This is a genomic window from Frondihabitans sp. 762G35, from assembly GCF_002074055.1.
Lineage (GTDB): Bacteria > Actinomycetota > Actinomycetes > Actinomycetales > Microbacteriaceae > Frondihabitans.
Genome location: NZ_CP014619.1, coordinates 593,529 through 618,747, shown reverse-complemented (window position 1 = coordinate 618,747; position 25,219 = coordinate 593,529). Strand labels below are relative to the sequence as shown.

General features: G+C 70.3%; 23 protein-coding genes and 1 tRNA gene. 9 read left to right on the top strand and 15 right to left on the bottom strand.

The window, feature by feature from the left end:
* Positions 1 to 22: 22 nt before the first annotated feature.
* Positions 23 to 2,593 carry a DEAD/DEAH box helicase gene (locus AS850_RS03180; RefSeq protein ID WP_119867824.1) on the bottom strand — a complete coding sequence of 857 codons (2,571 nt, stop codon included), beginning with the start codon at positions 2,591 to 2,593 and terminating at the stop codon, positions 23 to 25.
* Between the two features lie 307 nt (positions 2,594 to 2,900).
* A complete protein-coding gene (locus AS850_RS03175; RefSeq protein ID WP_173795171.1) occupies positions 2,901 to 4,442 on the bottom strand; it encodes a DUF7059 domain-containing protein in 1,542 nt (513 codons plus the stop codon).
* Between the two features lie 98 nt (positions 4,443 to 4,540).
* Here AS850_RS03175 and AS850_RS03170 point away from each other — a divergent pair, with 98 nt between their 5' ends.
* A complete protein-coding gene (locus AS850_RS03170; protein WP_119867822.1) occupies positions 4,541 to 5,323 on the top strand; it encodes an aldo/keto reductase in 783 nt (260 codons plus the stop codon).
* A gap of 141 nt (positions 5,324 to 5,464) precedes the next feature.
* Here the strand turns inward: AS850_RS03170 and AS850_RS03165 are convergent.
* The 4 genes from AS850_RS03165 to galU form a co-directional block, all read right to left on the bottom strand.
* Positions 5,465 to 5,540, bottom strand: a tRNA-Ala gene (locus AS850_RS03165).
* A gap of 172 nt (positions 5,541 to 5,712) precedes the next feature.
* The gene (locus AS850_RS03160) at positions 5,713 to 6,843 is read right to left on the bottom strand and encodes a DUF3040 domain-containing protein (protein WP_119867821.1); all 1,131 of its coding nucleotides are present in this window, start codon (positions 6,841 to 6,843) and stop codon (positions 5,713 to 5,715) included.
* A gap of 142 nt (positions 6,844 to 6,985) precedes the next feature.
* Positions 6,986 to 7,633 (bottom strand): GNAT family N-acetyltransferase, encoded by a 648-nt coding sequence (locus AS850_RS03155; RefSeq protein ID WP_119867820.1) that lies wholly within the window; start codon positions 7,631 to 7,633, stop codon positions 6,986 to 6,988.
* 32 nt (positions 7,634 to 7,665) lie between these two features.
* Complete coding sequence (galU, locus tag AS850_RS03150) at positions 7,666 to 8,559, bottom strand: UTP--glucose-1-phosphate uridylyltransferase GalU (RefSeq protein WP_119867819.1); 894 nt, start codon at positions 8,557 to 8,559, stop codon at positions 7,666 to 7,668.
* A gap of 51 nt (positions 8,560 to 8,610) precedes the next feature.
* Here galU and AS850_RS03145 point away from each other — a divergent pair, with 51 nt between their 5' ends.
* The 3 genes from AS850_RS03145 to mscL all read left to right on the top strand — a co-directional run bounded on the left by AS850_RS03145 (position 8,611) and on the right by mscL (position 10,268).
* A complete protein-coding gene (locus AS850_RS03145) occupies positions 8,611 to 9,198 on the top strand; it encodes a 5-formyltetrahydrofolate cyclo-ligase (RefSeq protein WP_119867818.1) in 588 nt (195 codons plus the stop codon).
* A gap of 41 nt (positions 9,199 to 9,239) precedes the next feature.
* The gene (locus AS850_RS03140; RefSeq protein WP_119867817.1) at positions 9,240 to 9,668 is read left to right on the top strand and encodes an FmdB family zinc ribbon protein; all 429 of its coding nucleotides are present in this window, start codon (positions 9,240 to 9,242) and stop codon (positions 9,666 to 9,668) included.
* A gap of 96 nt (positions 9,669 to 9,764) precedes the next feature.
* Positions 9,765 to 10,268 carry a large conductance mechanosensitive channel protein MscL gene (gene mscL, locus AS850_RS03135; protein WP_119867816.1) on the top strand — a complete coding sequence of 168 codons (504 nt, stop codon included), beginning with the start codon at positions 9,765 to 9,767 and terminating at the stop codon, positions 10,266 to 10,268.
* Between the two features lie 375 nt (positions 10,269 to 10,643).
* On the opposite strand, the gene AS850_RS03130 is transcribed toward mscL, so the two are convergent.
* Both AS850_RS03130 and AS850_RS03125 read right to left on the bottom strand, forming a co-directional pair.
* On the bottom strand, positions 10,644 to 10,856 hold the full coding sequence (locus tag AS850_RS03130; protein ID WP_119867815.1) for a transcriptional regulator: 213 nt from the start codon (positions 10,854 to 10,856) through the stop codon (positions 10,644 to 10,646).
* A gap of 10 nt (positions 10,857 to 10,866) precedes the next feature.
* Positions 10,867 to 14,703 carry an ATP-binding protein gene (locus AS850_RS03125; protein WP_119867814.1) on the bottom strand — a complete coding sequence of 1,279 codons (3,837 nt, stop codon included), beginning with the start codon at positions 14,701 to 14,703 and terminating at the stop codon, positions 10,867 to 10,869.
* Positions 14,704 to 14,959: 256 nt separating this feature from the next.
* Here AS850_RS03125 and AS850_RS03120 point away from each other — a divergent pair, with 256 nt between their 5' ends.
* The 4 genes from AS850_RS03120 to AS850_RS03105 all read left to right on the top strand — a co-directional run bounded on the left by AS850_RS03120 (position 14,960) and on the right by AS850_RS03105 (position 17,257).
* Positions 14,960 to 15,385: a hypothetical protein gene (locus AS850_RS03120; RefSeq protein ID WP_119867813.1), complete on the top strand. Its 426-nt coding sequence runs from the start codon at positions 14,960 to 14,962 to the stop codon at positions 15,383 to 15,385.
* A gap of 83 nt (positions 15,386 to 15,468) precedes the next feature.
* Positions 15,469 to 15,657 carry a YegP family protein gene (locus tag AS850_RS03115; protein ID WP_119867812.1) on the top strand — a complete coding sequence of 63 codons (189 nt, stop codon included), beginning with the start codon at positions 15,469 to 15,471 and terminating at the stop codon, positions 15,655 to 15,657.
* Positions 15,654 to 16,295 carry a DUF4166 domain-containing protein gene (locus AS850_RS03110; protein WP_119867811.1) on the top strand — a complete coding sequence of 214 codons (642 nt, stop codon included), beginning with the start codon at positions 15,654 to 15,656 and terminating at the stop codon, positions 16,293 to 16,295. Before AS850_RS03115 ends, AS850_RS03110 begins: the two co-directional genes overlap by 4 nt.
* The gene (locus tag AS850_RS03105) at positions 16,292 to 17,257 is read left to right on the top strand and encodes an epimerase (protein ID WP_119867810.1); all 966 of its coding nucleotides are present in this window, start codon (positions 16,292 to 16,294) and stop codon (positions 17,255 to 17,257) included. The genes AS850_RS03110 and AS850_RS03105 overlap by 4 nt, the downstream gene beginning before the upstream one ends.
* A gap of 20 nt (positions 17,258 to 17,277) precedes the next feature.
* Here the strand turns inward: AS850_RS03105 and AS850_RS03100 are convergent, their stop codons facing one another.
* The 4 genes from AS850_RS03100 to AS850_RS03085 form a co-directional block, all read right to left on the bottom strand.
* A complete protein-coding gene (locus AS850_RS03100) occupies positions 17,278 to 18,486 on the bottom strand; it encodes a GAF domain-containing protein (RefSeq protein ID WP_119867809.1) in 1,209 nt (402 codons plus the stop codon).
* 160 nt (positions 18,487 to 18,646) lie between these two features.
* The gene (locus AS850_RS03095; protein ID WP_119867808.1) at positions 18,647 to 18,820 is read right to left on the bottom strand and encodes a CsbD family protein; all 174 of its coding nucleotides are present in this window, start codon (positions 18,818 to 18,820) and stop codon (positions 18,647 to 18,649) included.
* A 136-nt stretch (positions 18,821 to 18,956) separates the two neighbouring features.
* The gene (locus tag AS850_RS03090; RefSeq protein WP_119867807.1) at positions 18,957 to 19,397 is read right to left on the bottom strand and encodes an OsmC family peroxiredoxin; all 441 of its coding nucleotides are present in this window, start codon (positions 19,395 to 19,397) and stop codon (positions 18,957 to 18,959) included.
* A 53-nt stretch (positions 19,398 to 19,450) separates the two neighbouring features.
* Entirely contained in the window at positions 19,451 to 19,897 is a 447-nt protein-coding gene (locus tag AS850_RS03085) for a MarR family winged helix-turn-helix transcriptional regulator (RefSeq protein WP_119867806.1), read from the bottom strand.
* Between the two features lie 81 nt (positions 19,898 to 19,978).
* On the opposite strand from AS850_RS03085, the gene AS850_RS03080 reads away from it, so the two are divergent.
* Entirely contained in the window at positions 19,979 to 21,058 is a 1,080-nt protein-coding gene (locus AS850_RS03080) for a YihY/virulence factor BrkB family protein (protein ID WP_119867805.1), read from the top strand.
* A gap of 39 nt (positions 21,059 to 21,097) precedes the next feature.
* Here the strand turns inward: AS850_RS03080 and mmsB are convergent, their stop codons facing one another.
* The 3 genes from mmsB to chvE all read right to left on the bottom strand — a co-directional run bounded on the left by mmsB (position 21,098) and on the right by chvE (position 25,084).
* Positions 21,098 to 22,336, bottom strand: a complete 1,239-nt coding sequence (gene mmsB, locus AS850_RS03075; RefSeq protein WP_119867804.1) for a multiple monosaccharide ABC transporter permease — start codon at positions 22,334 to 22,336, stop codon at positions 21,098 to 21,100.
* On the bottom strand, positions 22,320 to 23,873 hold the full coding sequence (gene mmsA, locus AS850_RS03070; RefSeq protein ID WP_119867803.1) for a multiple monosaccharide ABC transporter ATP-binding protein: 1,554 nt from the start codon (positions 23,871 to 23,873) through the stop codon (positions 22,320 to 22,322). The genes mmsB and mmsA overlap by 17 nt, the downstream gene beginning before the upstream one ends.
* Positions 23,874 to 23,950: 77 nt before the next feature.
* Positions 23,951 to 25,084 (bottom strand): multiple monosaccharide ABC transporter substrate-binding protein, encoded by a 1,134-nt coding sequence (chvE, locus tag AS850_RS03065; protein ID WP_119867802.1) that lies wholly within the window; start codon positions 25,082 to 25,084, stop codon positions 23,951 to 23,953.
* Positions 25,085 to 25,219: the final 135 nt, after the last annotated feature.

Genomic DNA, 25,219 nt, shown 5'->3' with positions numbered 1-25,219 from the left:
CGGGGCCGCGACCCGCCGGGCGCTAGACGGCGGCCTGCGGCCCGACGGCCGTCACGCGCAGGACGGCGACGCCCTGCTCGTTCGACTCGGCCAGGTCGACCGTGCCCGTGATACCCCAGTCGTGGTCGCCCGCCGGGTCGTCGAAGATCTGCCGCACCTGCCACGCCGTCACGCCCTCGTCGACGACGAGCATCGCGGCTCCGCGCGCCGCCGGTCCCGTGCCGATCGTGTCGTACTCGTCGTAGTAGCGGTCGAGCGCCTCGCCCCACGCGTCGGCGTCGAACCCGGCCGCGGCATCCAGCTCGCCGAGCGCCGTCGCGTCGTCGAGGGCGGCGAGCTGCACGCGACGGAACAGCTCGTTGCGCACGAGCACGCGGAAGGCCCGGTGGTTGCCCGTGAGGGTCCGGAGCACGGGCGGGACGATCGCCTCGTGCGAGGCGACCTCGGTCGGGTTGACCATCTCCTCCCACTCGTCGAGGAGGGAGGAGTCGACCTGCCGCACGAGCTCGCCGAGCCACTCGATGATGTCGAGCAGGTCGTCGGACTTCGCCTCGTTCGGGATCGTCTGCCGCAGCGCCCGGTACGCGTCGGAGAGGTAGCGGAGGACTAGCCCCTCCGAGCGTGCGAGACCGTAGAAGTTCACGAAGTCGGTGAAGGTCATCGCGCGCTCGTAGAGATCGCGGACGACCGACTTCGGCGACAGCTCGAAGTCGCCGATCCACGGCTGCGACGCCTTGTAGGTCTCGAACAGGGCCGACAGGAGTTCGTCGAGGGGCTTCGGCCAGGTGACCTCCTCGAGGAGCTCCATCCGCTGCTCGTACTCGATGCCCTCCTGCTTCATGGCCGCGACCGCCTCGCCGCGGGCCTTGAACTGCTGCTGCGACAGGATCGGGCGCGGGTCGTCGAGGGTGGACTCGACGACGGAGACCATGTCGAGGGCGTAGCTCGGCGCCTCCTGGTCGAGGACCTCGAAGGCCGCCAGCGCGAACGGCGACAGCGGCTGGTTGAGCGCGAAGTTCGGCTGCAGGTCGACGGTCAGGCTGATGGTGGGCGCAGGATCCGGGTCGGTCGCGCTCGGCACCCCGGGCACCTGCTCGACGATCCCGGCCTCCCGCAGCGACCGGTAGAGCGAGATCGCCTGGCGCGCGAGGGCGAAGCGCTCCGCCTTCGTGGAGTGGTTGTCGAAGACCAGCGATCGCACGTTCGCGAACGCGTCGCCCCCGCGACCGATCACGTTGAGGAGCATGGCGTGGGTGATCTGCATGCGCGAGACCAGCGGCTCCGGCTCTGCGTCGATCAGCTTGAAGAACGAGGGCTCGCCCCAGCTGACGAAGCCGTCGGGAGCGCGCTTGCGGATGATCTTGCGCTTCTTCTTCGCGTCGTCGCCGGCCTTCTTGATGGCCTGGAGGTTGTCGATCTCGTGCTCGGGTGCCTCGAGCGTGACCGTGCCCGCGGTGTCGTAGCCCGCCCTGCCGGCGCGACCGGCGACCTGGTGGAACTCGCGGGCGCTGAGCTGCCGCATCCGCGTGCCGTCGTACTTGGTGAGAGCGGTCAGGAGGACGGTCCGGATCGGGACGTTGATGCCGACCCCGAGGGTGTCGGTTCCGCAGATGACGCGCAGGAGCCCCCGTTGAGCGAGCTGCTCCACGAGGCGGCGGTACTTCGGCAGCATGCCGGCGTGGTGGACGCCGATCCCCGCCCGGACGAGACGGTTGAGCGTCTTCCCGAAGCCGGTGCTGAAGCGGAACCCCGCGATGAGCTCGGCGATCTCGTCGCGCTGCTCCCGCGACGCGATCTTGATGCTGGAGAGGGCCTGCGCGCGCTCCAGGGCCGCGGCCTGCGAGAAGTGGACGACGTAGATCGGCGCCTCGCCCGTCGCGAGGAGCTCCTCGACGGTCTCGTGCACGGGCGTCGTCGCGTAGAAGTAGTGCAGCGGCACGGGGCGCTCGACGCCGGTCACGAGGGCGACCGGACGGCCCGTGCGACGCTCGAGGTCCGTCGTGATGGGCGAGACGTCGCCGAGGGTCGCCGACATCAGCAGGAACTGGACGCGGGGCAGCAGGAGCAGCGGGACCTGCCAGGCCCAGCCCCTCGACGGGTCCGCGTAGAAGTGGAACTCGTCCATGACGACCTGCTCGACGTCGGAGTCGGCTCCGTGCCGCAGGGCGAGGTTCGCCAGGATCTCGGCGGTGCAGCAGATGATCGGCGCGTCGGAGTTGACCGACGAGTCGCCGGTGACCATCCCGACGTTCTCCGGCCCGAACAGCTCGACGAGCGCGAAGAACTTCTCGCTGACCAGCGCCTTGATGGGGGCCGTGTAGAAGCTCCGCTTGCCCTGCGCGAGCGCCACGAAGTGCGCGCCCGCCGCGACGAGCGACTTGCCCGTGCCGGTCGGGGTGCTGAGGACGACAGAGGCGCCGGAGACGAGCTCGATCATCGCCTCGTCCTGGGCAGGGTAGAGCGGTAGGCCGCGCGACTCCGCCCACGAGGCGAAGTCGGTGTAGACCTGGTCGGCGTCGAACGCGCCGTCGCCCTTGGTGTCGTTCGGACCGTAGTACTCCGAGAGAAGGGCGGCGAGGGGGGCGTCAGACATGGTCCCTCGATCCTGCCCTACTGGGCCGTCGCCGGGCGACACGCCCGCGAAGGGGGATGCGCCCCCGTCGACGAGCGGGGCTCGGACAGGGGCGCATCGCGCGTCCGGGGCACAGCCGGCCGTTCGCAAGTCGGATCAGGAGACTTCGAGCGGTGGGGCCTCTGGTGGACGCGGCGCTCCGGTAACCAGCCGGAACGACTAAACGTTATATGTTTCCGCATCCATCGGGAGGGTGAATTGCGGGTGATAGACGTCCCCGTCTGCCCGGGGTGTCGCGCGGGCTCGTCGCCCATGCGCGGGCGCGGGGTCAGAGGCGCAGCAGGCCGTCGCGGACCAGGTCGCGGACCTGCGGCAGCACCTCCGCCGTGAGCTCCCGCTCCGGCACCTCGAGCAGCTGCGCGAGCGCCCCGAGGATCGCGCCGACGCTGAGCTCTCCGTCGCACGCTCCGACGAGGGCCGACAGCGCCGTCCCCGACTCGACGGTTCGCGCGAAGTCGCCACCCTGGCGCAGCGAGATCACCGTCGGATCGTCGTTGCCCGGCCAGTAGTGGCGCTCCTCGGTCACATCGCCGGCGACCACCGGGTGGGCGGCGAGGAGGCCGTCGTCGGAGAGCTCCCGCAGCGCGTCCGATGCGTCGAGGCTGGCGAGGACGTGCGAACCGAGCCCCGTGTCGACGGCACCGAGCGGACCGAGGAGACGCTCGACGCGCGCGACGGGTTCGGAAGCCGGCTCCTGCGGTCGGCGGAGCATCACGTAGCCGAAGCCCACCTCGTCGACCCCGCGCGCGGCGAAGTCGTCGAGCCACGCCTCGTAGAGGCGCTCGAACTCCGGGCTGCCCGGGCGGGTGCCACCGTCGCGGATCCAGGTCTCGGCGTAGCCGGTCGCATCCTGCACCTCGCGCTCCACGACCCAGACGTCGAGCGGCACCGGGCCCAGCGCTACCCAGTCGAGCACGGAGTAGGCGCCCCGCTTGGCACCGGCGCCGGTCTCCCAATTGCCGAGCAACTGCGCGATGCCGCCCGGGGCGAGGTGCTCCCCCGCCTCGGCGACGACGGTCGCGACGAGGGCGTCGCCGACCATGCCGCCGTCGCGGTACTCGTAGGAGGGCACGCCGGGGACCCGGGGCGTGATCACGAACGGCGGGTTCGACACGATGAGGTCGAACGTCTCCCCCGCCACGGGCTCGAAGAGGCTGCCGAGCCGCCAGTCGATGCCGTCGACGAGGTTGAGCGCGGCGTTGAACCGACCGAACTCCAGGGCGCGGGCCGAGATGTCGGTGGCGACGACGTGGCGGGCGTGCCGCGAGGCGTGGAGGGCCTGGATCCCGCAGCCCGTCCCGAGGTCGAGGGCGCGATCGACGGTCCGCGGCACCATCAACCCGCTCAGGGTGGTCGAGGCGCCGCCGATGCCGAGGACGTGATCCTCCGGGAGCGGGCCCTGAAGCGCCATCTCGCCGAGGTCGGAGGCGATCCACCAGGACGCCTCGCCCAGCGAGTCGACGAACGAGTAGGGGCGGAGGTCGACGAGGGGGTGCACCGTGTCGCCGTCGACGCGCACCAGGTCGAGGGACCCGGCTCCTGCGGTCCCCAGCGTCGGCAGCGCCCTCTCGACCTCGGACAGCGGCTGCGGGTAGCCAAGGATGAAGAGCTTCGCGAGCGTGTCGGAGGCGCGCTCCCGTTCGTCGCGCGGCACGCGGTCGTCGAGGGCCCGCCTCGCAGCGACCCGCTCGCCGCGGAACAGGGCGGCACCGCCGGAGCGCCCCCACGCGCCGGCGCCGCTCAGCCTCTCCACGGTGAAGAGGGAGTGGCCGAGGTCGTGGCGGAGGAGGGGGATCAGGTCGTGACGCACCCGACCATCCAACTACGTGGGGACGGGGGGCGGCGATTCCGACCCCGACTCCTCCCCACCCTGGGAACGCCTCGGAGCGCCGCGCGTACGACGGAGCCATGACAGACACCGACTACTCCCGACCGGCCGTCGAGATCGCGGGCGGCTCGATGCCGCTCCTCGGCTTCGGAACCTGGCAGATCAGCGACCGCGACGCCGAGGAGGCGGTCGGCTTCGCGCTCGAGGCCGGCTACCGCCACCTCGACACCGCCACGATGTACCGCAACGAGGAGGGGGTGGGCCGCGCCGTGCGGGCGTCCGGACTCCCCCGAGAGAAGGTCTTCATCACGACCAAGATGCCGCCCGACCGCACCTCCCACGCCCGCCAGACGCTCGAGACGAGCCTCGGGAAGCTCGGCGTCGACCAGGTCGACCTCTGGCTGATCCACTGGCCGCCGAACGGAAACGACTCCGTCGTCGCCTGGAAGGAGTTCGTCCGCGCGCAGGAGGACGGCCTCACCGCGTCGATCGGCGTCAGCAACTACTCGCTCGGCCAGATCGACGAACTCGTCCGGGCGACCGGCGTGACACCCGCCGTGAACCAGGTCCGCTGGGGACCGAGCCTCTACGACGAGGCCTTCGCCGACGGCCTGCGCGAGCGCGGCGTCGTCCTCGAGGGGTACAGCCCGTTCAAGGTCACGAACCTGCAGGATCCGACCCTCACGGCCATCGCGGACGCTCACGACGCGACCACGGCCCAGGTCGTCGTCGCGTGGCACGTGCGGCACGGCCACGTGGTCATCCCCAAGTCGGCGCAGCGCGAGCGCATCGTCGCCAACGCGGCCGGTGTTCTCCTCGAGCTCACCGACGACGAGGCCGCCCGGATCGACGCGCTCGGCTGAGCGGTGCCGGGTGGTGCGGTCGACGCCACGGCGCTCCGCACCGCGCCGGAACCGGCGGCGTGGGCCCACGACCGGCCCCTCCTCCGCACAGCCCCCCGAGACGCAGCAAGGGCCCGCCTTCCGGCGGGCCCTTCCTGCGTCTGGTGGAGCTAAGGGGATTCGAACCCCTGACCTTCTCATTGCGAACGAGACGCGCTACCAACTGCGCCATAGCCCCAAACTGCCTTGCAACGATATCACCTCCGCGCGGGCCCGCCGTGCACGCCGGCGGTGGCACTGCAGCGTGTTGTCACGTTTCGTGCGCGATGTCGCGTCTCGACGTGACACGACGCACGAAACGTGACACCACGTGGCGCGGCGGACGCGGCGGGCGGCGGGACGGGGCGGCGCTAGACGGCGCGACGGCGCTGCAGCACCTCGTCGAGGTGCAGCTGTTGGAGCTCCGTCTCGTCGACGTAGCCCATGCGGGCGAAACGACTCGGCGGGGCAGGCGCGGGCGCGGGCGCGGGCGCAGTCGCAGCCGGCGCCGCGGCAGGCGCCGCCGCCGCGGCCGCAGCGGGCTCCACCGGCGAAACAGGAGCGACGCCCCCGGACCGGCGCGCCTCGAGAGCCGCCTCGGCGCGGGCGACCTCGCGCAGCGCCTCCTGCTGGGCCGACCGGCGTGCCGCCTCCTGCGCGGCGCGCACGCGGAGGGCGTCGGCGGAGCGCTCGGCGGCGGCGCGGAGGGCGTCGGCGTCCGACTGCGTCGTGGGCGACCCGGCGACGGCGGAGGAGCGGGCCAGCGCGTGGGCGGTCCCGCGGCGGAGGTAGAGCGGGCGGGGCATCGGCACCGGGGTCCAGGAGCGGGCGTCGGCATCGGCCCGGGCATCCTGCGGGCCTGCCTCGGGGTCGACGTCGCGCGAGCGCGGGGCGAAGTCGTAGAACTCCTGGGCCATGGGGGGCGCGGCCGACTCGGCGGCGGGGGCCGCTCGGAGACGACGCGCGCGGGCCTGCGAGACCGCGGCGAGCTGGTAGAGCACGGTGACCGAGCCGACGCCGGCCACGACCGACGCGCCCAGGAGGAGCCAGGCCCCGGCGAAGACGCTGACACCGAGCACGAAGCCGACGAGGCCCGCGACGAGCACGAGCGTGGCGGCGAGCCGGGTGCGACGGAGTCGGCGGGCGGCGAGGGCGGGTTCGCTGTCGGCGGCGCGGAGTGCGGGGGCGGTCGCGGCGAGTTCCCGCGTGATCGCGCGCTGGCGAGCGGCCTCCTGCGCGCGGCGGATCGCCTCGCGCTTGGCCTCCTCGTCACGCAGGATGCGCTGCGCCGAAGCGACGGACTTCGCGTTCGCCTCCACACGCACCTCCTCGGGGAGCTCCGCCGTCTGCGCGAGGATCCGCAGCGTCTGCTGCAGCCGTACGGCGTTGCGCTCGGTCGCGAGGTACTCCTGCCGCTTGTGCCACGACGGGATCAGATAGACCAGCCAGAGCACTGCGACGAGACCGAGGACGATCCCTCCACCCCACGACCCGATTCCCATGGGTCAACGGTAGGAGCGAAGCCCCATCCGGTCCGGGCCATCCGAGGGCGTGTCTCTCGTCGCGTCGGATTCGACGCGAGCCGGCGACCCCCCGGCGACTTCGCGAGCCCGCGACCCCCAGCGGCAGTGTGGACCCGACCGCCTAGATCGGCAGCGCGTGCCCGCCCTCGGCGAGCGCCTCCGGGGGCACCCGGCCCTGGCCCGCGGGAACTCCCCCGTCGAGCCACCTTCGCAGGATACCCTGCGGCACCTCCTCCGCCACGAGCGCGAAGCAGAAGTGGTCGCGCCAGTCGCCGTTGATGTGGATGTACCGGCGGCGCAGCCCCTCGTAGCGGAAGCCCAGCTTCTCGACCACGCGCAGCGACGGACCGTTCTCCGGCCGGATGCAGATCTCCATCCGGTGGAGGCCCAAGCGCTGGAAACAGTAGTCGGTGGCCAGCGCGACGGCGGTCGGCGTGGCGTTGTGGCCGGCGGCGGCCTGCGTGACCCAGTAGCCGATCGTGGCCGACGCGAGCGAGCCGTAGGTGATGCCGGAGACGTTGAGCTGACCGACGAAGCGCTGGTCGAGCTCGATCGCGAACGGGAGGCCGAGCCCCGCGCGCGCGTTCGTCTGCAGCGACCGGATGCTCGACCTCACGTCGATGGTCGTGAACCCGTGCGGGTTCGTGGCCTCCCACTGGCGGAGCCACGAGCGGTTCTCCATGAGAGCCCGGTCGAGGTCGCGGGAGTCACGCAAGCGCAGGGGTCGGATACCGACCCGCCCCTGCGCGAGCGTGGGGATGGTTGTCACGGGTGGATGCTGTCCTTCGTCGGTGCCGGTGGCTAGTCCAGCTGGGCCGTGAACTCCTTGAGCCACGGCTTGAGCTCGGCGCCGAGGTCGTCCCGGTCGCTGGCGAGCTGCACGATCGCCTTGATGTAGTCGAGTTTGTCACCCGTGTCGTATCGGCGGCCACGGAACACGACGCCGTACACGCCTCCGGTCCACTCCTCGGCTCCGGCCATCTTCTCGAGGGCGTCGGTCAGCTGGATCTCTCCGCCCTTGCCGGGGGCCTGCTTCTCGAGCACGTCGAACACCTCGGGGCGGAGCACGTAGCGCCCGATGATCGCCAGGTTGGACGGGGCCTCGCCCTGCGGGGGCTTCTCGACGAGACCCGTGATCTTCACGACGTCGTCTTCATCGGTCCTCTCGACGGTCGCGACGCCGTAGAGGTGGGTCATGGAGGGGTCGACCTCGAGCAGAGCCACGACGGTGGCGTTCTTCTGGCCCTGGACCTCGATCATGCGCGACAGCAGCGGGTCGCGCGCGTCGATGATGTCGTCGCCCAGCAGCACGGCGAAGGGCTCGCGGCCCACGTGCATCTTGGCGCGGAGCACCGCGTGGCCGAGGCCGAGCGGGTCGCCCTGGCGGACGTAGTGCATGTCGGCGAGGTCGGTCGACTGGTTGACCTTGGCGAGCTTGTCGTGGTCGCCCTTCTTCTTGAGGGTCTCCTCGAGCTCGGACACGTGGTCGAAGTGGTTCTCGAGAGCGTTCTTGTTGCGCCCCGTGATCATGAGGACGTCGGTCAGGCCGGCGGCCACCGCCTCCTCGACCACGTACTGGATCGCCGGCTTGTCGACGACCGGAAGCATCTCCTTCGGCATGGCTTTGGTTGCGGGGAGGAATCGTGTTCCCAACCCTGCTGCGGGAATGACGGCTTTAGAAATGGAGAAACCCATGCCGCTCAGCGTATCTATGTTGAGCGTTACGGGGTGGTTAAGATTGCGCCCATGACTGACGACGTCGGAAATCGCAAGCGCGCCCTCCGCAGAGAACTCCGTTCGAGACGGCGCACGATGACCGAATCCGAGGTGGAGAAGGCCACCGAGTCGCTGACCGACCACCTCGTCGAGCTCGTCTCCGGGCTCGACATCACGTCGATGTCGGCCTACCTCTCGGCGGAGTTCGAGCCGAACACCAGGCCGTTCCTGAACTGGGCGCACGAGCGGGGCATCCGGATCCTCTTCCCCATCACGCGCGCGGACGGCCTCCTCGACTGGGCCGTGTCGACCGACATGGAGTCCGAGACGGAGGGCCTGTTCGGTCTGCCGGAGCCCGTCGGCGAGGTCCTCAGCCCCATGGCCATCAACGACGTCGACCTCATCGTGGTGCCCGCGGCGCAGATCAGCCGCTCCGGGATGCGCATGGGCTGGGGCAAGGGCTACTTCGACAAGACGCTGGGTTCGATGGAGAAGTGCCCCCCGGTCTATGCTGTGGTGTTCGATTCCGAGTACGTCGACGAGGTGCCGACCGAACGGCACGACCAGCCCGTCGACGGGGTCGTGACCCCCTCGGGAATCCACCGCTTCACCTCCTAGCGCACCCGCCCCGTCCTGCCGCGTCTTCTTAGAAGGTCTCCGTGCCCACTTACTCCTACCGTTGCACCGAGTGCGACAACGCCTTCGACATCCAGCAGGCGTTCACCGACGACAGCCTCACCGTCTGCCCCGTCTGCGGCGGCAAGCTCCGCAAGGTGTTCAGCGCCGTCGGCGTGACGTTCAACGGGTCGGGTTTCTACCGCACCGATTCGCGGGCCGCGGCGAAGTCGGGCTCCGGGTCGGGCTCCGGGTCGGGCTCCGACTCCGGGTCTGGTTCGGGATCCGGGTCGTCGGGATCCGAGTCGTCGGGCTCCGGCAGCGCTTCGGGCTCCGGCTCCGGCTCGTCCGCTTCGGGCGGGGGCGCAGGATCCTCGTCCGGCGGCTCCTCGAACTCCGGGGGCTCCTCGTCCAAACCCGCCGCCTCCCCGGCGAAGTCGGGCTCATCGGGCTCGGGCTCCCCCTCCAAATGACGCTCCCCGAGCGCAGGTAGCCCTACGCTCGGATCAGGGTCGACGGCGACTCGTTCTCCGTCCACCCAGAACCACTCATCCGAAAGAGGGGCTCCCGTGAAGGGCTTCAAAGAATTCATCCTGCGCGGCAACGTCATCGATCTGGCCGTCGCGGTCGTCATCGGCGCCGCGTTCACCGCGATCGTGACGTCGCTCGTGACCAACATCTTCAACCCGCTGATCGGGGCCCTGTTCAACGCGTCGATGCTCGACAAGGCGCTCGTGGTGTCGATCCCCACGGTGTCCGGCGGGAGCGCGAAGCTCCTCTTCGGAGCCGTGCTCGGTGCCCTCATCAACTTCGTGATCATCGCGGCGGTCGTCTACTTCTGCCTCGTGCTCCCGATCAACCACCTGCTCAAGTCGGCCTTCGCCAAGCAGAAGGAGACCGAGGGCGCTCCGCAGGACACGCCGCCCACCGACGTCGAGCTCCTCAGCGAGATCCGCGACCTTTTGCGCGCGCAGAACTCGTCGCTCGGCGACACGCACGGTTCGCACGCCGCCCCCGTCGACGCTCCGACGCCCACGGGCACCACCGGCGTCCCCGGCATGCCGTCGGCCTAGCCCGCAGCTCGGCCCGCTCCGCTCCGGCTCCGCCCGCCGCGCCGGCTCCGCCCCGCCCCGCCCCGCGAGACTCCACAACACGCCGCTCACTTTGGGAAAAACCCGCACATCGTGGAGTCTCCCGTCGCCCGCGGCCACCCCGTGCGCCGAGACTCCACAACACGCTGCTCACTTTCGCGGGAACCCGCACATCGTGGAGTGTCACGTCGCGCACGCAAGCCCCGCCCGCGCGAAACTCCACGACACGCCACTCACGTTCAGAAATGAGCGGCGTGTTGTGGAGGTGCACGCAGCACGCCGCGCACAGGCGCCGCACGCAGCACACACCCGCAGCGCCCAGGGCGCACGTGGACGCGGAGCCACGCCCTCGCGCAGCTACCCCCAGTGCGGCGGCTTGTCCGCCCGCAGGCGGGCGTCGTTGTCGTAGGAGTCGCGACGCCGGTCGACGGGCGCAGGAGCCGGGTCCGTCCCGGGCACCGGATCGGTCGTCACGCGCCTCCCGCGGCGCCGGACCACGGGGGCGGGCGGTTCGGGGGGCGTGACGAACTCGGGGTCGTCGCCCCGGACATCCTGCGGGCCGTCCGTCACGGAGCGGCGCCTAGCGCGTGTTGACGTGCTGGCGCGCCGCGAGGGCGTCGGCCGCCGTCACGACGGGCACCGGCTGCGTGGCGCCGTGCCCTATGCCGAGCACGTCGGCGATGCGCTGGGCGACGGCCTCCGGGTCGGTGAAGAGCTGGAAGGCGTGCACGCGCACGTAGTGCCAGCCGAGGCGCCGCAGGATCTCGGGCCGCGAGCGGAGCGACTCGCGGAGGCTCGACTCGACCAGGGTGGAGTCGGTCTCGATGGTGACGCAGACGCCGTCGTTGGCGCAGACGAGGCCGAGCTTGCCGCGGTGGCCGAGCGCGACGGGGATCCCGCGCGCCTCGAGTCGCCGCGCGAGGTCGACGAGCATGGGGTCGCTGTCGTCGGGGACGTGCTCGGCGGTGGTCCGCACCTGGACTTCGGCGAGGATCTCGGCGAGGGCGACGGTGCCGTGGCCCATCCGGTCGGCGTCGATGTCGCTCGGCTGGAAGCAGGTGACGATGACCATGCTCCGTCGGGCGCGCGTCATCGCGACGGCCAGGAGCCGCTCGCCGCCCGGGAGTCCGAGCGGACCGAAGTCGCTCAGCACGCGACCGTGCGGGGTGCGGCCGTAGCCGATGGAGAAGATCACGTGGTCGCGACTCTGCGCGACGCTCTGCTCGAGGGTCGCCACCATGAACGGCTCCCGACGGTCGCCGACGACGAACTCCGTCAGGTCTTTGTGGCCGGAGACGGCGGTGAGGACCGCCTGCTGGACCCGGATGGCGTGCTTGGCGCTGGCCGTGATCACCATGAGCGATTCGGCGGGCCGCGTGCGGGCGTGCTCCAGGACGAGGGCGACGACGCGGTCGACCTCGGCGTCGACGCTCTCGACGGCGCCGGACTCGGGGTCGGGGACGGCCGTTCCGCCGGAGACGTAGTCGAGCGCGATGCTGCCGTGCCCGAGGAAGCTGCCCGCCCAGGGCAGCGACTCGATGCGTCCGCCGTAGAAGCGGCGGTTGACGAGCTCCGCCAGGTCTTCGCCGCCGGCGCGGTAGCTACGCGTGAGCGACAGCGTCGGCAGGACCGTGGCGAGGCGCGCGAGCGCGGACTCCTCGTGCAGCTCGGCGAGGCGGGATTCCGCGACGGCGACGGGGTCGAAGTCGGAGTCGTCGCCCGGGACGGCTCGCGCCCGGGTCGGCGTCTCGTCGACCGTGGGCACCACGGCGATGCTGAAGTCGGACGGGGTCTCGGTGACCGGGTCGCCGAAGGCGACGGTCTGCTTGCCCCGGCGGATCGCGCCGACGTTCTCGGCCAGGGTCGTGGCTCCGGCGTCGACCAGGACGACCGTGTCGAACGGCACGGTGTCGGCGATGCGGTGGACCTCGTATGGCGAGGCGATCCAGACGGGGGCGACCGACCTCGACAGGTGCGGAGCGGCATCCTGCAGGAGCCGCCCGGTCACGTGGTCGTGGCGCAGGAGCTGCTTGAGCTGCGACGCCTCCTCGGGCCAGTCGACGAGACCGAGCTTCCAATTCTCGGCGAGCTGCCAAGCGAGCGACTGCGCGCTGCCCGCGGCGTGCGCCTCGTCGACGAGGCGGAAGTCGGCCTCGAGCCGGTCGAGCATGGCGGTGTTCGCACCCAGGAGCGCGCGGTCGGACTCGAGCAGCGACTCGAGAGCCGAGCGCCACCAGGCGAGTTCGAGCTCGGCCGCGACCTGCGCCTCGGGCACGTGGCGGTTGGCGAGATCGGTGATGAGCGGGGCGAGCTCCAGATCGCGGAGCGTCGTCATGAGCTCGGTGCGCTCCTGGAGGTTGTGCAGGACGTCGCTCTCGGCGGCGAGCACCTCGAGCTTCTGCCGCAGCTCGTCGACGCCGATCTCCTCGAGGAGGTCGTCGCCCTGGAGCCCGAGGGGCCGATCGAGCTGGGCGAGGTCGTCGGCGACGTGGCGGTGGAGCGTGAGGGCGTCGGTGATCCCCGTGGGGACCTCGGGCGGCGTGCCCGCGGCGACGTACCGCTGCCAGAGGATCCGCTGCTGCTGGACCCGCTGGAGCGCCTCGTGGAGGTCGGGCACGTGCATCCCCGGCCGGACGTACTCGCGGGCGAGCTTCTTCAGGCGGCGACGGCTCGACATCGACATGCCGCTGTCGCGCCGGCCGGAGGTCGCCTCGACCAGCTCGGTGACGGAGCGGTCGAAGACGACGGGCTGGAACTTGTCGAGGGTGTCGCGGACGTCGGCGAGGAGCTGGAGGTAGATGCCGAGCTCGCGGATGTTGACGAACGGCCGCATGCGCGTGGCACCGACGACCTCGGCGGCGCGCTCGAGCAGGTGCGGGAGGTCGCGGTGGTGGAGGTTCTTGGCGAGCTGGTGCGCCTGACCGGCGCTCAGGGCCGAGGCCGAGCCGTCGTCGAATCGCGCGCCGTACCAGGGCGAGTCGCCCGGGCCGTAGCGGAACTCTCCGAGGTTGGCGGCGTTGACCATGGTCTCGGCGACGCGGCCGCGGCCCTCGACCATGGACTCGACGCTGTGGCGGCTGAGGCGCGCGATCGTCGCCGGAGCCGCGGGGAGGAGCGCGAGACGCGAGAGCTCGGTGAGGCAGTCGAGCACCGAGACGCCGAGCGCGGGATCTTTGCGGCTGAGGGCGCCGCGGTAGTCGACGAGCACGCGCCGGAGCCGCACGAGCGCGTCGTCGACCTCGGCCATGCCGGGCTGCTTCGCCTTCTCGTTGCGGCCGATCGCCTTGATGACGTCGCGGCGCAGGGTCGATGGGGAGACCGCGACCCCGGGCAGCCCGATCTCGACCAGGCGCGCCGAGATGGCGTTGAGGGTGTCGCGGCGAGCGCTCACGACGAGCACGCGCTTGTTCTGCGCGACGAGCGTGCCGATCGTGTTGACGATCGTCTGCGTCCCGCCCGTTCCCGGCAGGGTCTTCACGACGACGGAGTTGCCGGCGGTGATCTGGGCGACGACGTTCTCCTGCTCCGGATCGGCGTCGAGCAGGAGCGTGTCGGTCTCGGGGCTGCGTTCGTCCTGCGGGGTGGCGGACACCGGCCGGTACGACGAGGTCACCTGCTGCAGCGACGACGGGTTGCCGGCGAGCGCGTCGAGGACGGGGTGGCCGAGCTCCCGGGCATCCTGCACCATCTCGTCGGAGACGGCGGCGAACGTCGAGACGACCAGGCGCGGGTGCACGCTGAAGTCGTCGAGGTGGGCGGTGAGGCCGCGCAGGCGGTCGATCACCGGGTTGGGCGTGAACGAGCCCTCCCGGTCGGCCAGGGCCACGAACGCCGAGGCGTCGAGCGCGATGCCGAACTGGTCGTGCAGGGCGTCGGCGAGCTCCGGGTTGAGGTAGGGCGCCCCGAGGAGCTTGACCTCGAAGTCGCGCCCGTAGCGGCGGATGGCGAGGGGGCGCAGGAGCAGCGGGGCCCGGTGGCTCTCGCCCGCGAAGGACCACTGCGCGATCCCGATCGCGAGGTGCACGGCGTCGATGCCGCGGACGGTCGAGAGCTCGAGACCTTTCGCGGCGATCTCGGACGCGGCGAGCCTCGCGGTGCGGAGGGCGAGGTCGTCGCGGATCAGGCTCGACAGGAGCGTGGTCTTGCCGGTGATGAACTGGGCGAGGCCGCCGGGGTGCGTCGTCGAGAGCTCGATGCGGGTGCGGGGGGCGTCGGCGAAGTGCAGGAGGGTCGACTCGCCGCCCGTCGCGGCGAGGCGGGTGCGCCAGGCCTCCCAGACCGGCTCGGCGACGTTCCCGACGCTCAGGCGCGGGTCGCCCAGGCTGAGGGTGTGCGGCTGCGTCGTCGACGCGGGCGCGCCGGAGGGGACGTCGGAGTCGTTACCGTCGTCGTCCTGCTGCCTGTCCACGCGCCACACCCTTCGACCTTAAGGCGTCCCGGTGGAGATTGCCGGGAGGACGGGCGGTTTTTCTCCGGGCCCGCCTGATGACGATGACTCATGTTGACACGCGCTTGTTGCAATATCGCTTCGTGTCATAATATGCGCATATAGCACGGCACGTATCGCGGTGCTTCGGCCCATGCTGACAGTTCCGACACAGATCCAGTCCCCACGCACATCCGGTTCCCATACACAACGACACGATCGCATCGACGACGAGGAGAACGGCTCCATGCCTTTCGAACAGAAGTACTCCCCCGAGACCCGCGAAGCCTCTCTCGCCCGGATCGTCGAGCGCCGCGCCGCCGAGCCCGGCAACCGCGCCATCATCCGCGAGACGGCGGAGGAGTTCCAGGTCGGCGAGCAGTCGCTCCGAGGCTGGATCCGCGTCATGGAGAAGGCGAACGCGCCCGAGGAGGCGGCCCCCGAGCCCGTCGAGGAGACGGCTCCCGCGGTCGCGGCCCCCGCAGCCGAGGCGGTCGCCGCCCCGACGAGTCCCGCGGCTCCTACGACTCCCCGTCGCGGCCCCGGTCGCCCGCCGGCCGCCGCTGCCGCCGCGAGCGACTCCCGCGTGGCCGAGCTCGAGGCCGAGGTCGCCAAACTCCGCCGCGACCGAGAGGCCCTGAAGAGCGCCCTGGCCGTCCTGCTCGGCGACTGACCTGTCCGGCCGGCACCCGTCGGCCCTATGCTGTGCTCCACGCGGGTCACGAGCCCGCCGACACCGACGCGACAGGGGTTCCCATGGCTGGAAAGTTCGTCCTCACCAAGTCCGAGTCCGGTTCGTTCCACTTCTCCCTGGTGGCGAGCAACGGCGAGATCATCGCGACGTCCGAGAGCTACACCACCAAGGGTGCGGCGCAGAACGGGATCGACGCGGTCCGCAAGGTGTCGGTCGACGCCATCGTCGACGACAAGACCCCGCGCTCCTGACGCCGTCGCCCTACGAGACCGTCCTCGGCGACGACCTGACCCGGCTCCACCTGCGTCTCCGCGCCTACTTCGCGGCGATCCCCGAGGGCTCGGTCGGTCGCGGCGAGGGTGTCTTCGACGTCGTCGGCACGCCGCGCCTCTGGCTGTGGCCGGTCCTCTTCGTCCTCGGCCGCCTCGGCATCGCCTTCCCGGCCTGGGAGCACGGTGTCCCGTTCCGCGTCGAGAACCGCCCCGCGGCGACCGGGCGACCCGCGGTCGACGCCGTCCGGACCTTCTCGTTCCCGCGAGGCGAGCGCCGCATGGTCGATGCCATCGCAGCCGAGCCCGGCGGGCTGGTCGACCACCTCGGCGGGCGGCGACTCCTCGTCGCCGAGCTTGCGGCGGAGGTCCGCGACAGACGGCTCCTCCTGACGGGTCGCGGGCTTCGGATCCGCCTCGGGGGCAGGTCGCTGCGCGTGCCGGCCGCCGTCGCTCCGGGTGTCGCCCTCGTCGAGCGCTTCGACGACGAGCGCGACCGCCAGCACGTGTCCGTCACGCTGACCCTGCCCGTCATCGGGACGATCTACCAGTACTCGGGCTACTTCGAGTACGCCGTCGAGCCCTTTGGGGCCGCTCACACCGAGGGAACACCGTCATGACGGAGAAGATCGTCCTCGCCGGAGCCTCGGGCTTCATCGGGCAGCACCTGGCCGAGGGGTTCCGGCGCGAGGGTGCCGACGTGCACCTGATCGGGCGTTCGGGGCCGGATGCCCGGTGGGGTGACGCGGACGCGATCACGCGCCTCGTGGACGGCGCCGACCTCGTCGTCAACCTGGCGGGGAAGAGCGTGAACTGCCGCTACGGGGCCGGGAACCGCCAGGAGATCCTGCGGTCCCGGATCGAGACGACCCGGGAGCTCGGGGCCGCCGTCCAGCGGGCGGCCGCTCCCCCGCCGCTCTGGCTCAACTCGTCGACGGCGACGATCTACCGCCACGCCGAGGACCGCCCGATGACGGAGTCGACCGGCGAGATCGGCACCGGGTTCTCGGTCTCGATCGCGACCACGTGGGAGGACGAGTTCTTCGCCCCCGACCTGCCCGACACGCGGCGCGTGGCCCTCCGGATGGCGATCGTCCTCGGCGACGGCAGCGCGCTCGTGCCGCTGATGAACCTCGCCCGGGCGGGACTCGGCGGGCCCCAGATCGACGGACGCTGGCCGGCCACGAAGGCGCGACTCGAAGCCGGGACCTACCACCGGTTCGGGGCGCGCTCCGGCCGTCAGCGCTTCAGCTGGATCCACCTCGACGACGTCTCGGGCAGCATCCGGTTCCTCCGCGACCACCCCGAGATCGAGGGTGTCGTCAACCTCTCCTCGCCGAACCCGAGCGACAACCGGACCATGATGCGCTCCCTCCGGAGTGCGCTCGGCGTGCGGTTCGGCCTTCCCGCCTGGCGCTGGATGCTCGAGGTCGGCTCGGCAGCGATCCGCACCGAGACCGAACTCGTCCTCAAGAGCCGCTGGGTCGTGCCCGAGCGACTGCTCCGGGCCGGCTACGAGTTCTCGCACCCGGATCTCGACGAGACCCTCGCGTCGATCGTGGCGGAGCGTCGCCGGGCCTGATCGCCCCGCGCCCGGGTTCGTCAGGCGAGGGCCGCCGCTTTGCGGAGCTCCTTCTGCACGGAGAGCGCGAGCTCGCGCAGGAGCACCAGGTCGACGCTGTCCGCGGCCCGCGGATCCGGGTCGGTCACGCAGAGCGCCCCGATCCGGATGCCCTCCGCCGTCTCGATGGGGTGCCCCGCGTAGAAGCGAACGGAGGGGTGGGTCACGAATCGGTCGTCGTGCCACACGTCGGACACCACGAAGGGGGCGTTGGTCTTGATCGTCTCCGCGCACATCGCGCCGCGGAGCGGGGACTCCACGACGGCGGACCCGGCGAGCGCCTTGTTCCAGATGCGCTCCCGGTCGACGACGGAGAACGCCGCCCCGGAGGTGCCGAGCAGGACGCGCGCCCGCTCCACGATGTCGTCGAAGCGCTTCTCGTGCGGGCTGTCGAGGATCCCGAGGGCGCGGATCGCCTCGAGGCGCTCCTCCTCGGTCTGGACCCGGTCGCGGTTCGGGCAGGCCGCGCGCCCGCGGAGGAACTGCGCGTCGAGGAGGGGAGCGAGTCCGGCCGCGAGCTCCGTGCCCCAGACCTTGAAGAGCTCGGGCGCGAGGGTCGATCGCGTCTCGGCATTCGGGCTCGAGGGCGTGGTCGGGGACGCGACGAACTCGACGCCGTCGCGCGTGCGGCAGAGCTCGCGCGTGATCGCGTTGAGGGCTGCGGCGTGGTCGTCGACCACGCTCCCCTCCTTCATGTTGAAGACCTTGATGGCGGACGGGGTGCTCACCCCGACGACCAGGATGCCCGCTCCGTCGTGGACGTTCGTCGTCAGCGTCTCGAGCAGCTGCCACATGCCGGCCCGCCACTTCCGCTCGGAGGTGAGACGCAGGGCGTCGCTCATCCCGATGACGACCACGACCGCGTCGTAGGCCGCGAGACGCGCCACGGGGACGGCCTCGGCGGCGGTGCGGATGGTGAGCAGGGGGTCCGCGACGAGGTCGACGTCGGTGCCTCGACCGGTGGTGGCGGCAACGCGCCGGGCGAGCTGGCCGGGGAGAGCCAGGTCGTGGCTCCTGACGCCCCAGCCGACGGCGGCGCCGTTGCCGAAGACGAGCACGCGGTCGGGATCGATCCCGGGAGCGTGAGAGGTCGGTGCGTCGTCGGGCCTGGGCATCCCCAGCCGCCCGCCGACCGCGGTGTACCTGCCGCGGAGGAACGGGAGGGAGAGGATGTGTCGCAGAGACTGCACGGGTGGTTCCTGGTTCTCGAGGGGACTACGTCGACTATCACCCGGGGGTGTCTAGGAGACAACACCCCACTCCGGGTGTGAATCGATCGGTTCACCGGAAAAGAGAAGGGGCGGCACCGCGGGAGAACCCGCGGCACCGCCCCCGATCCCGGTGGGGGATCTAGTTCTTGAAGACGTCTTTCACGTCTTCGACCTTCTTGGCACCGGTGGCCTTCGCCTGGTCGGCCTTGCCCTCGGCGACGAGCTTGTCGTTGTCGGTGGCGTTGCCCACGGCCTCCTTGGCCTTGCCGGCGAGGTCCTCGGCCGCGGCCTTGATCTTGTCTGCTGCGCTCATGGTGCGTGTCCTTTCGTCTGCGATCCGGTTCACCCCGGTCGATCGGTGGTGCCCGGTATCGGGCCTACCTCTACGACGGGGCGGGGAGCCGGATCGTCACGGAAAAAGGGGGAATTCCTCGGAAGAGGGGGTCGGATCAGCTCTCGAGAGCGGCGTCGAGCGTGATCTCGACACCGGTGAGGGCCTTGCTGACCGGGCAGGTGTTCTTGGCCTCGGTGGCGGCGGCGAGGAACGCCTCGCTGTCGACGCCGGAGACCTCGCCGCGGACGACGAGCTTGATGCCGGTGAGCTTGAACCCGCCCGCGGAGTCCGGGCCGAGCGAGACGTCGGCCTTGACGTCGAGTGCCTCGACCGTGCCGCCGGCTGCGCCGAGGACGGCGGAGAACTGCATGGCGTAGCAGGCGGAGTGGGCGGCGGCGAGGAGCTCCTCGGGGCTGGTGAACCCGTTGGCGTCGTCGGCGGCGCGCTTCGGGAACGAGACGTCGTAGGTGCCGATCTTCGAGCTCGAGAGCTCGACCTGGCCCTCTCCGGTCTCGAGGCTTCCGTTCCAGGCGGTGCGTGCGGTGCGAGTGGGCATGATGCTCTCTTTCTGTGGGCGGCGGGCGGATGCTCGCCGGACGGGGGACGGGATCAGTCGGTGGCGCGGGCGTGGACCGCGAGGGCGTCGATCTGCTCGCGGAGTGCCGAGAGACCCTGCAGGTCGAGCCCGGTGGCGGCGCAGATGCGCTCGGGGATGCCGGCCGCTTCGGCGCGCAGCGCGGAACCCTGCGGGGTGAGCGCGACGAGGACGGTCCGCTCGTCGGCGGTCGAGCGGGACCGGACGACGTGCCCGGCCTGCTCCAGGCGACGCAGGAGCGGCGAGAGGGTGCCGGAGTCGAGGTGCAGGCGTTCGCCGAGGTGGCCGACGCTCGACTCGCCCTCGTTCCAGAGGATGAGCAGCACGAGGTACTGCGGGTAGGTCAGCCCCAGCGGAGCGAGGAGGTCGCGGTACCGAGCGGTCAGGGCGCGGGACGCGCTGTACAGGGCGAAGCAGATCTGCTCGTCGAGCGAGGTGAGGTCCGCTCCTGCCGCTGTCATGCTCCGACCCTAACACACTGCGCACAACCGGGTTGGGCACAATACGAATCACGCACAGACGAGACGTCCTAGCCTGGAGCCATGACCGACGACACTCCCGCGCGGAGCGGACCGGGCGGCGCCGTCGACCGGTTCTTCACCTGGTTCTTCGCGCTCCGGCCGGTGCGGGTCGCCCTGCACTCCGGCTCCCTCAACGGCCCGCTGCTCTCCGCGGGGCTCGCCTACCAGGCGCTGTTCGCCCTCTTCGCCGCGCTCTGGTCGGGATTCGCCATCGCCGGGATCGCCCTGACCAACAGCCCCACCCTCCGCGACTCCCTCTTCAGCGTGATCAACACGTCGATCCCGGGGCTTCTCAAGACGTCGAGCGGGTCGGGGGCGATCGACACGACGCAGCTCCTGCAGGCCGGGATCTTCGGTCTCACCGGCCTCGTGTCGCTCGCGGTGCTCGTGTTCACGGCCGTCGGTTTCCTCGGCTCCGCGCGCGGCGCCGTCCGCCAGATCTTCGCGGTCGCTCCCCCGACGACGAACTTCTACCTGCTGAAGGCGAAAGACCTGGGTCTCGGGCTGCTCTTCGGCGTCGCCGTGCTGCTCTCGAGCGCCCTGTCGCTGATCAGCACGTCGTCGGTGCGCTTCCTGCTCGACGCCCTGCGGATCAGCGACACGACCTTCGCCGCCTCAATCCTGCTGCGCCTCGTCGGTCTGCTCGTCGTGTTCGCGTTCGACACGGCCGTGCTCATCGGGCTGTTCAAGGTGCTGGCGGGGCTGCACATCCCGAGGCGGCGCCTGGTATCGGGGAGCCTCCTGGGCGCCTTCGCCCTCGGTGTCCTGAAGGCTCTCGGCGGGCTCCTCCTCGGGCGCGGTACGAACAACCCGCTGCTGGCGTCGTTCGCCGTGATCGTGGGGCTCCTGATCTTCCTCAACCTGGTCTGCCAGGTGCTGATCCTCACGGCGTCGTGGATCGCCGTCAGGATGCTCGACGACGGCGTCCTCGCCGATCCCGTCGCCGAGAGGGAGCGGCTGGTCGCGCAGGAGGAGGAGCGGCTCCGGCGGGAGGCCGAGCAGCGGGCCGAGATCCTGCGGCGCGCCCAGCGGGCGAAGCCGCCGCTCACGCGTCTGGCGATCCGGGTCCGGAAACGCCTGTCGCGCGCCGACCGCGGGTGACTCCCGCAGTCGACGCGCGACAGGTGGTGCTCGGTTCTGCTACTTCAGGGAGCTCGCCGCGCGACGCTTGTTGAAGACGTCGAACGCGACGGCGGCCAGGAGCACGAGGCCCTTGATGAGCGACTGGTACTCCGTGCCCACACCGAGGATCGACATGCCGTTGTTCAGGATCCCGATGATCAGACCACCGACGATCGCCCCGGGGACGGTTCCGATACCACCCGTGACCGCGGCTCCACCGATGAAGACGGCGGCGATGGCGTCCAGCTCGAACCCGTTGCCGGCGCTGGGGCTGGCGAGGTTGAGCTGACCGGTGAAGACGAGACCGGCGAGAGCCGAGATGACGCCCATGTTCACGAACAGGAGGAACGTGACGCGCTTCGTCTTCACACCCGAGAGGGCGGCCGCCTGCAGGTTGCCACCGATCGCGTAGGTGTGGCGACCGAAGACGGAGTTGCGCATCACCGACGCGTAGATGACCACGAGCGCGCCGAGGACGACGAGCACGATGGGCGTGCCGCTGTAGCTGGCGAGGAGGAACGCCACGTAGACGACGAGCGCGACCGTGAAGGCAAGCTTGACGATGAACCAGAGGAAGGGCTCGTCCTCGAGCTCGTACTTGCGGCGCACCGCGCGACCGCGGAGGCCCGAGAGGACGATCGCGATGGCGGCGACCGCGCCGATGATCAGCGTCAGCGGCTCGTAGCCGGAGGTGCCGAACGACGGCAGGAAGCCGGAGCCGAGGGCGCGGAACTCGTCGGGGAACGGCGAGATCTGCTGGTTCTGCAGGGCGATCTGCGCCGCACCGCGGAAGGCGAGCATGCCCGCCAGCGTGACGATGAACGCCGGGATGCCGAAGTAGGCCACCCAGAAGCCCTGCCAGGCGCCGACGAGACCGCCGAGCACGAGGCAGAGGATGATCGCCAGCCACCAGGGCAGGCCCCACTGGGTGATCATGACGCCGGCCATGGCGCCGATGAACGCCACGACCGAGCCGACCGAGAGGTCGATGTGCCCGGCGATGATGATCATCACCATGCCGATCGCGAGGATCAGGATGTAGCTGTTCTGCACGACCAGGTTCGACACGTTGATCGGCGCCAGCGTGATGCCGTTGGTCGCGATCTGGAAGAACAGGACGATGACGATCAGGGCGATGAAGAGCCCGATCTGGCGGAGCTGGCCCGCGAGGTAGGTGGCCGCCGAGCCCAGGGGGCCCTGCGGTTTGCCGGGTCGGAGATCCCGCGGGGCGGGCTTGAGGTCAGACGTCGCGCTCATTGACGGGTTTCTCCCTTTCCAGGGTCATGAATTTCAAGAGGTACTCGGGGGTCGCCTGGTCACGGGGCACGTCGGCCGTGATCCTGCCCTCCGAGAGCGTGTAGATGCGGTCGCAGATGCCGAGCAGTTCCGGCAGCTCGGAGGAGATGACGATGACGCCCTTCCCCTGGTCGGCGAGCGCGTTGATGATCGTGTAGATCTCGTACTTCGCACCGACGTCGATGCCGCGGGTCGGTTCGTCGAGGATCAGGACGTCGGGGTCGGAGTACATCCACTTCGACAGCACGACCTTCTGCTGGTTGCCGCCGGAGAGCTTGCCGGTGAGCACCGAGACATTGGGCGCCTTGATGTTCATGTCCTTGCGGTACTTGTCCGCGACGGTGGTCTCCTTCGAGGCGTCGACGAACCCGAACGACGCGAGCTTCCCCAGCGCGGAGCCGGAGATGTTGCGCTTGATGTCGTCGATCAGGTTGAGGCCGTAGCGCTTGCGGTCCTCCGTGGCGTACGCCAGGCCGTTGTCGATCGCCCTCGAGACCGTGTTGGTCTTGATCGGCTTGCCGCGCTTGTAGACCTGGCCCGAGATGTTCGTGCCGTAGCTGTGCCCGAAGACGCTCATCGCGAGCTCGGTGCGACCGGCGCCCATGAGGCCCGCGATTCCGACGATCTCGCCGGCGCGCACGTGCAGGTTCGCCTGGTGCACGACCTCGCGCGTGGCGTCGAGGGGGTGGTGGACGGTCCAGTCCTCGATCCGCAGGAGCTCCTCGCCCACGTTCGAGTCGTGGTGCGGGTAGCGGCTCTCGAGATCACGGCCGACCATCGCCTTGATGATGCGGTCCTCCGACACGTCGTCGGCGTGCATGTCGAGGGTGTCGATCGTCTTGCCGTCGCGGATGATCGTCACCTTGTCGGCGATCGCCTTGATCTCGTTGAGCTTGTGGCTGATGATGATCGACGTGATGCCCTGGCCCTGCAGGCTCTTGATCAGGTCGAGCAGGTGGGCCGAGTCGTCGTCGTTGAGGGCGGCCGTGGGCTCGTCCAGGATGAGGATGCGCACCTTCTTCGAGAGCGCCTTCGCGATCTCGACGAGCTGCTGCTTTCCCACGCCGATGTCGGTGATCTTCGTGATCGGGTTGTCGCGCAGCCCGACCCGGGCGAGCAGCTTGGCCGCCTCGAGGTTGGTGTCGTTCCAGTCGATGAAGCCGCGCTTGGAGCGCTCGTTGCCGAGGTAGATGTTCTCGGCGATGGAGAGGAACGGGCTGAGGGCCAGCTCCTGGTGGATGATGACCACCCCCGCCTCCTCCGAGTCGTTGATGTTCTTGAAGTCGACCGGGGAGCCGTCGATGAGGATCTGTCCGTCGAAGCTGCCGGCCGGGTAGACGCCCGACAGGACCTTCATGAGCGTCGACTTGCCGGCGCCGTTCTCGCCGCAGATCGCGTGGACCTGTCCCCGCTCGACCTCGAGGGTCACGTTCTGCAGGGCTTTCACGCCCGGGAACGACTTGGTGATGTCACGCATCTCGAGGATGGTGTTCGCCACGTGGTGTCCTTTCCGTAAGGGTGGTCGGGAAAGGGTGGCGGCGACCGGAGGGTCGCCGCCACCCGAGGGAAGCGGACCTACTTGAGGTCGGCCTCCGTGTAGTAGCCGCTGTCGATGAGGACGCTCTTGTAGTTGTCCTTCGTGACCACGGTCGGCTGGAACAGGTAGGTCGGGACGACCTTCACCTTGTTGTCGTACGACTTCGTGTCGTTGACCTCGGGGGTCTTGCCCGTGAGGAGATCGTCGGCCATCGTGACGGACTGCGTCGCGAGCTTGCGGGTGTCCTTGTAGATGGTCGAGTACTGCTGGCCGGCGATGATCGACTTGACCGACGCCGCCTCGGCGTCCTGACCGGTGATGGTCGGGAGGGGCTTGGAGGCGGTTCCGTAGCCGGCGCCCTGGAGCGCCGAGATGATGCCGATCGAGATGCCGTCGTAGGGCGAGAGGACGCCGTCGAGCTTCTGGCCGCCGGAGTACGACTTGGCGATCAGGTTCTGCATGCGGGCCTTGGCGGTCGCCGGGTCCCACTGCAGCGTGGCGGCCTGGGTGAAGCCGGTCTGGCCGGAGCCGACCTTGATGGTGCCGTCCGCGATGTAGGGCTTGAGCGTGTCGCTCGCGCCGTTGAAGAAGAACGTCGCGTTGTTGTCGTCGGGGCTTCCGGCGAACAGCTCGATGTTGAACGGACCCTTCTTGCCGGTCTTCTTGCCGTCGGCGTCGAGGATGCCAATCCCGGTGAGGAGGCTCGTGGCCTGGTCGACGCCGACCTTGTAGTTGTCGAACGACACGTAGTAGTCGACGTTCTTGTTGCCGGTGAGGAGGCGGTCGTAGGAGATGACCTTGATGCCGGCCTTGGCCGCCGAGTCGAGCTGGTCGCTGAGCGAGCCGCCGTCGATCGAGGCGATGATCAGGACCTTCGCGCCCTTGGTGATCATGTTGCTGACCTGCTGGACCTGGGTCGGGATCTTGTTGTCGGCGTACTCGAGGTCGACCTTGTAGCCCTTGGCGATGAGGTCCTTCTTGACCGCGTCGCCGTCCTTGATCCAGCGCTCCGACACCTTGGTCGGCATGGCGACGCCGACGAGGGCGCCCTTGTTCGAACCGGAGCCGGATCCGGATCCGGCGTCCGTGGCTCCACGACCGCCGGAGCAGGCCGCGAGGCTCAGAGCGAGGCCGATGGCGGCCGCGCCGACGAAGAACTTCCTTGTCTTCATGGTGTTCCTTTTGTGTGAGTGCGTGGCTCCGCACAGCCGCGAGTGCGACGTGCACGAGAGCCCCCTGGGGTGCGCGCGGAACGACGGGTGTCGCCGTGCAGGGAGGTGATCGACGGGCGCAGGATGCCGCACCGC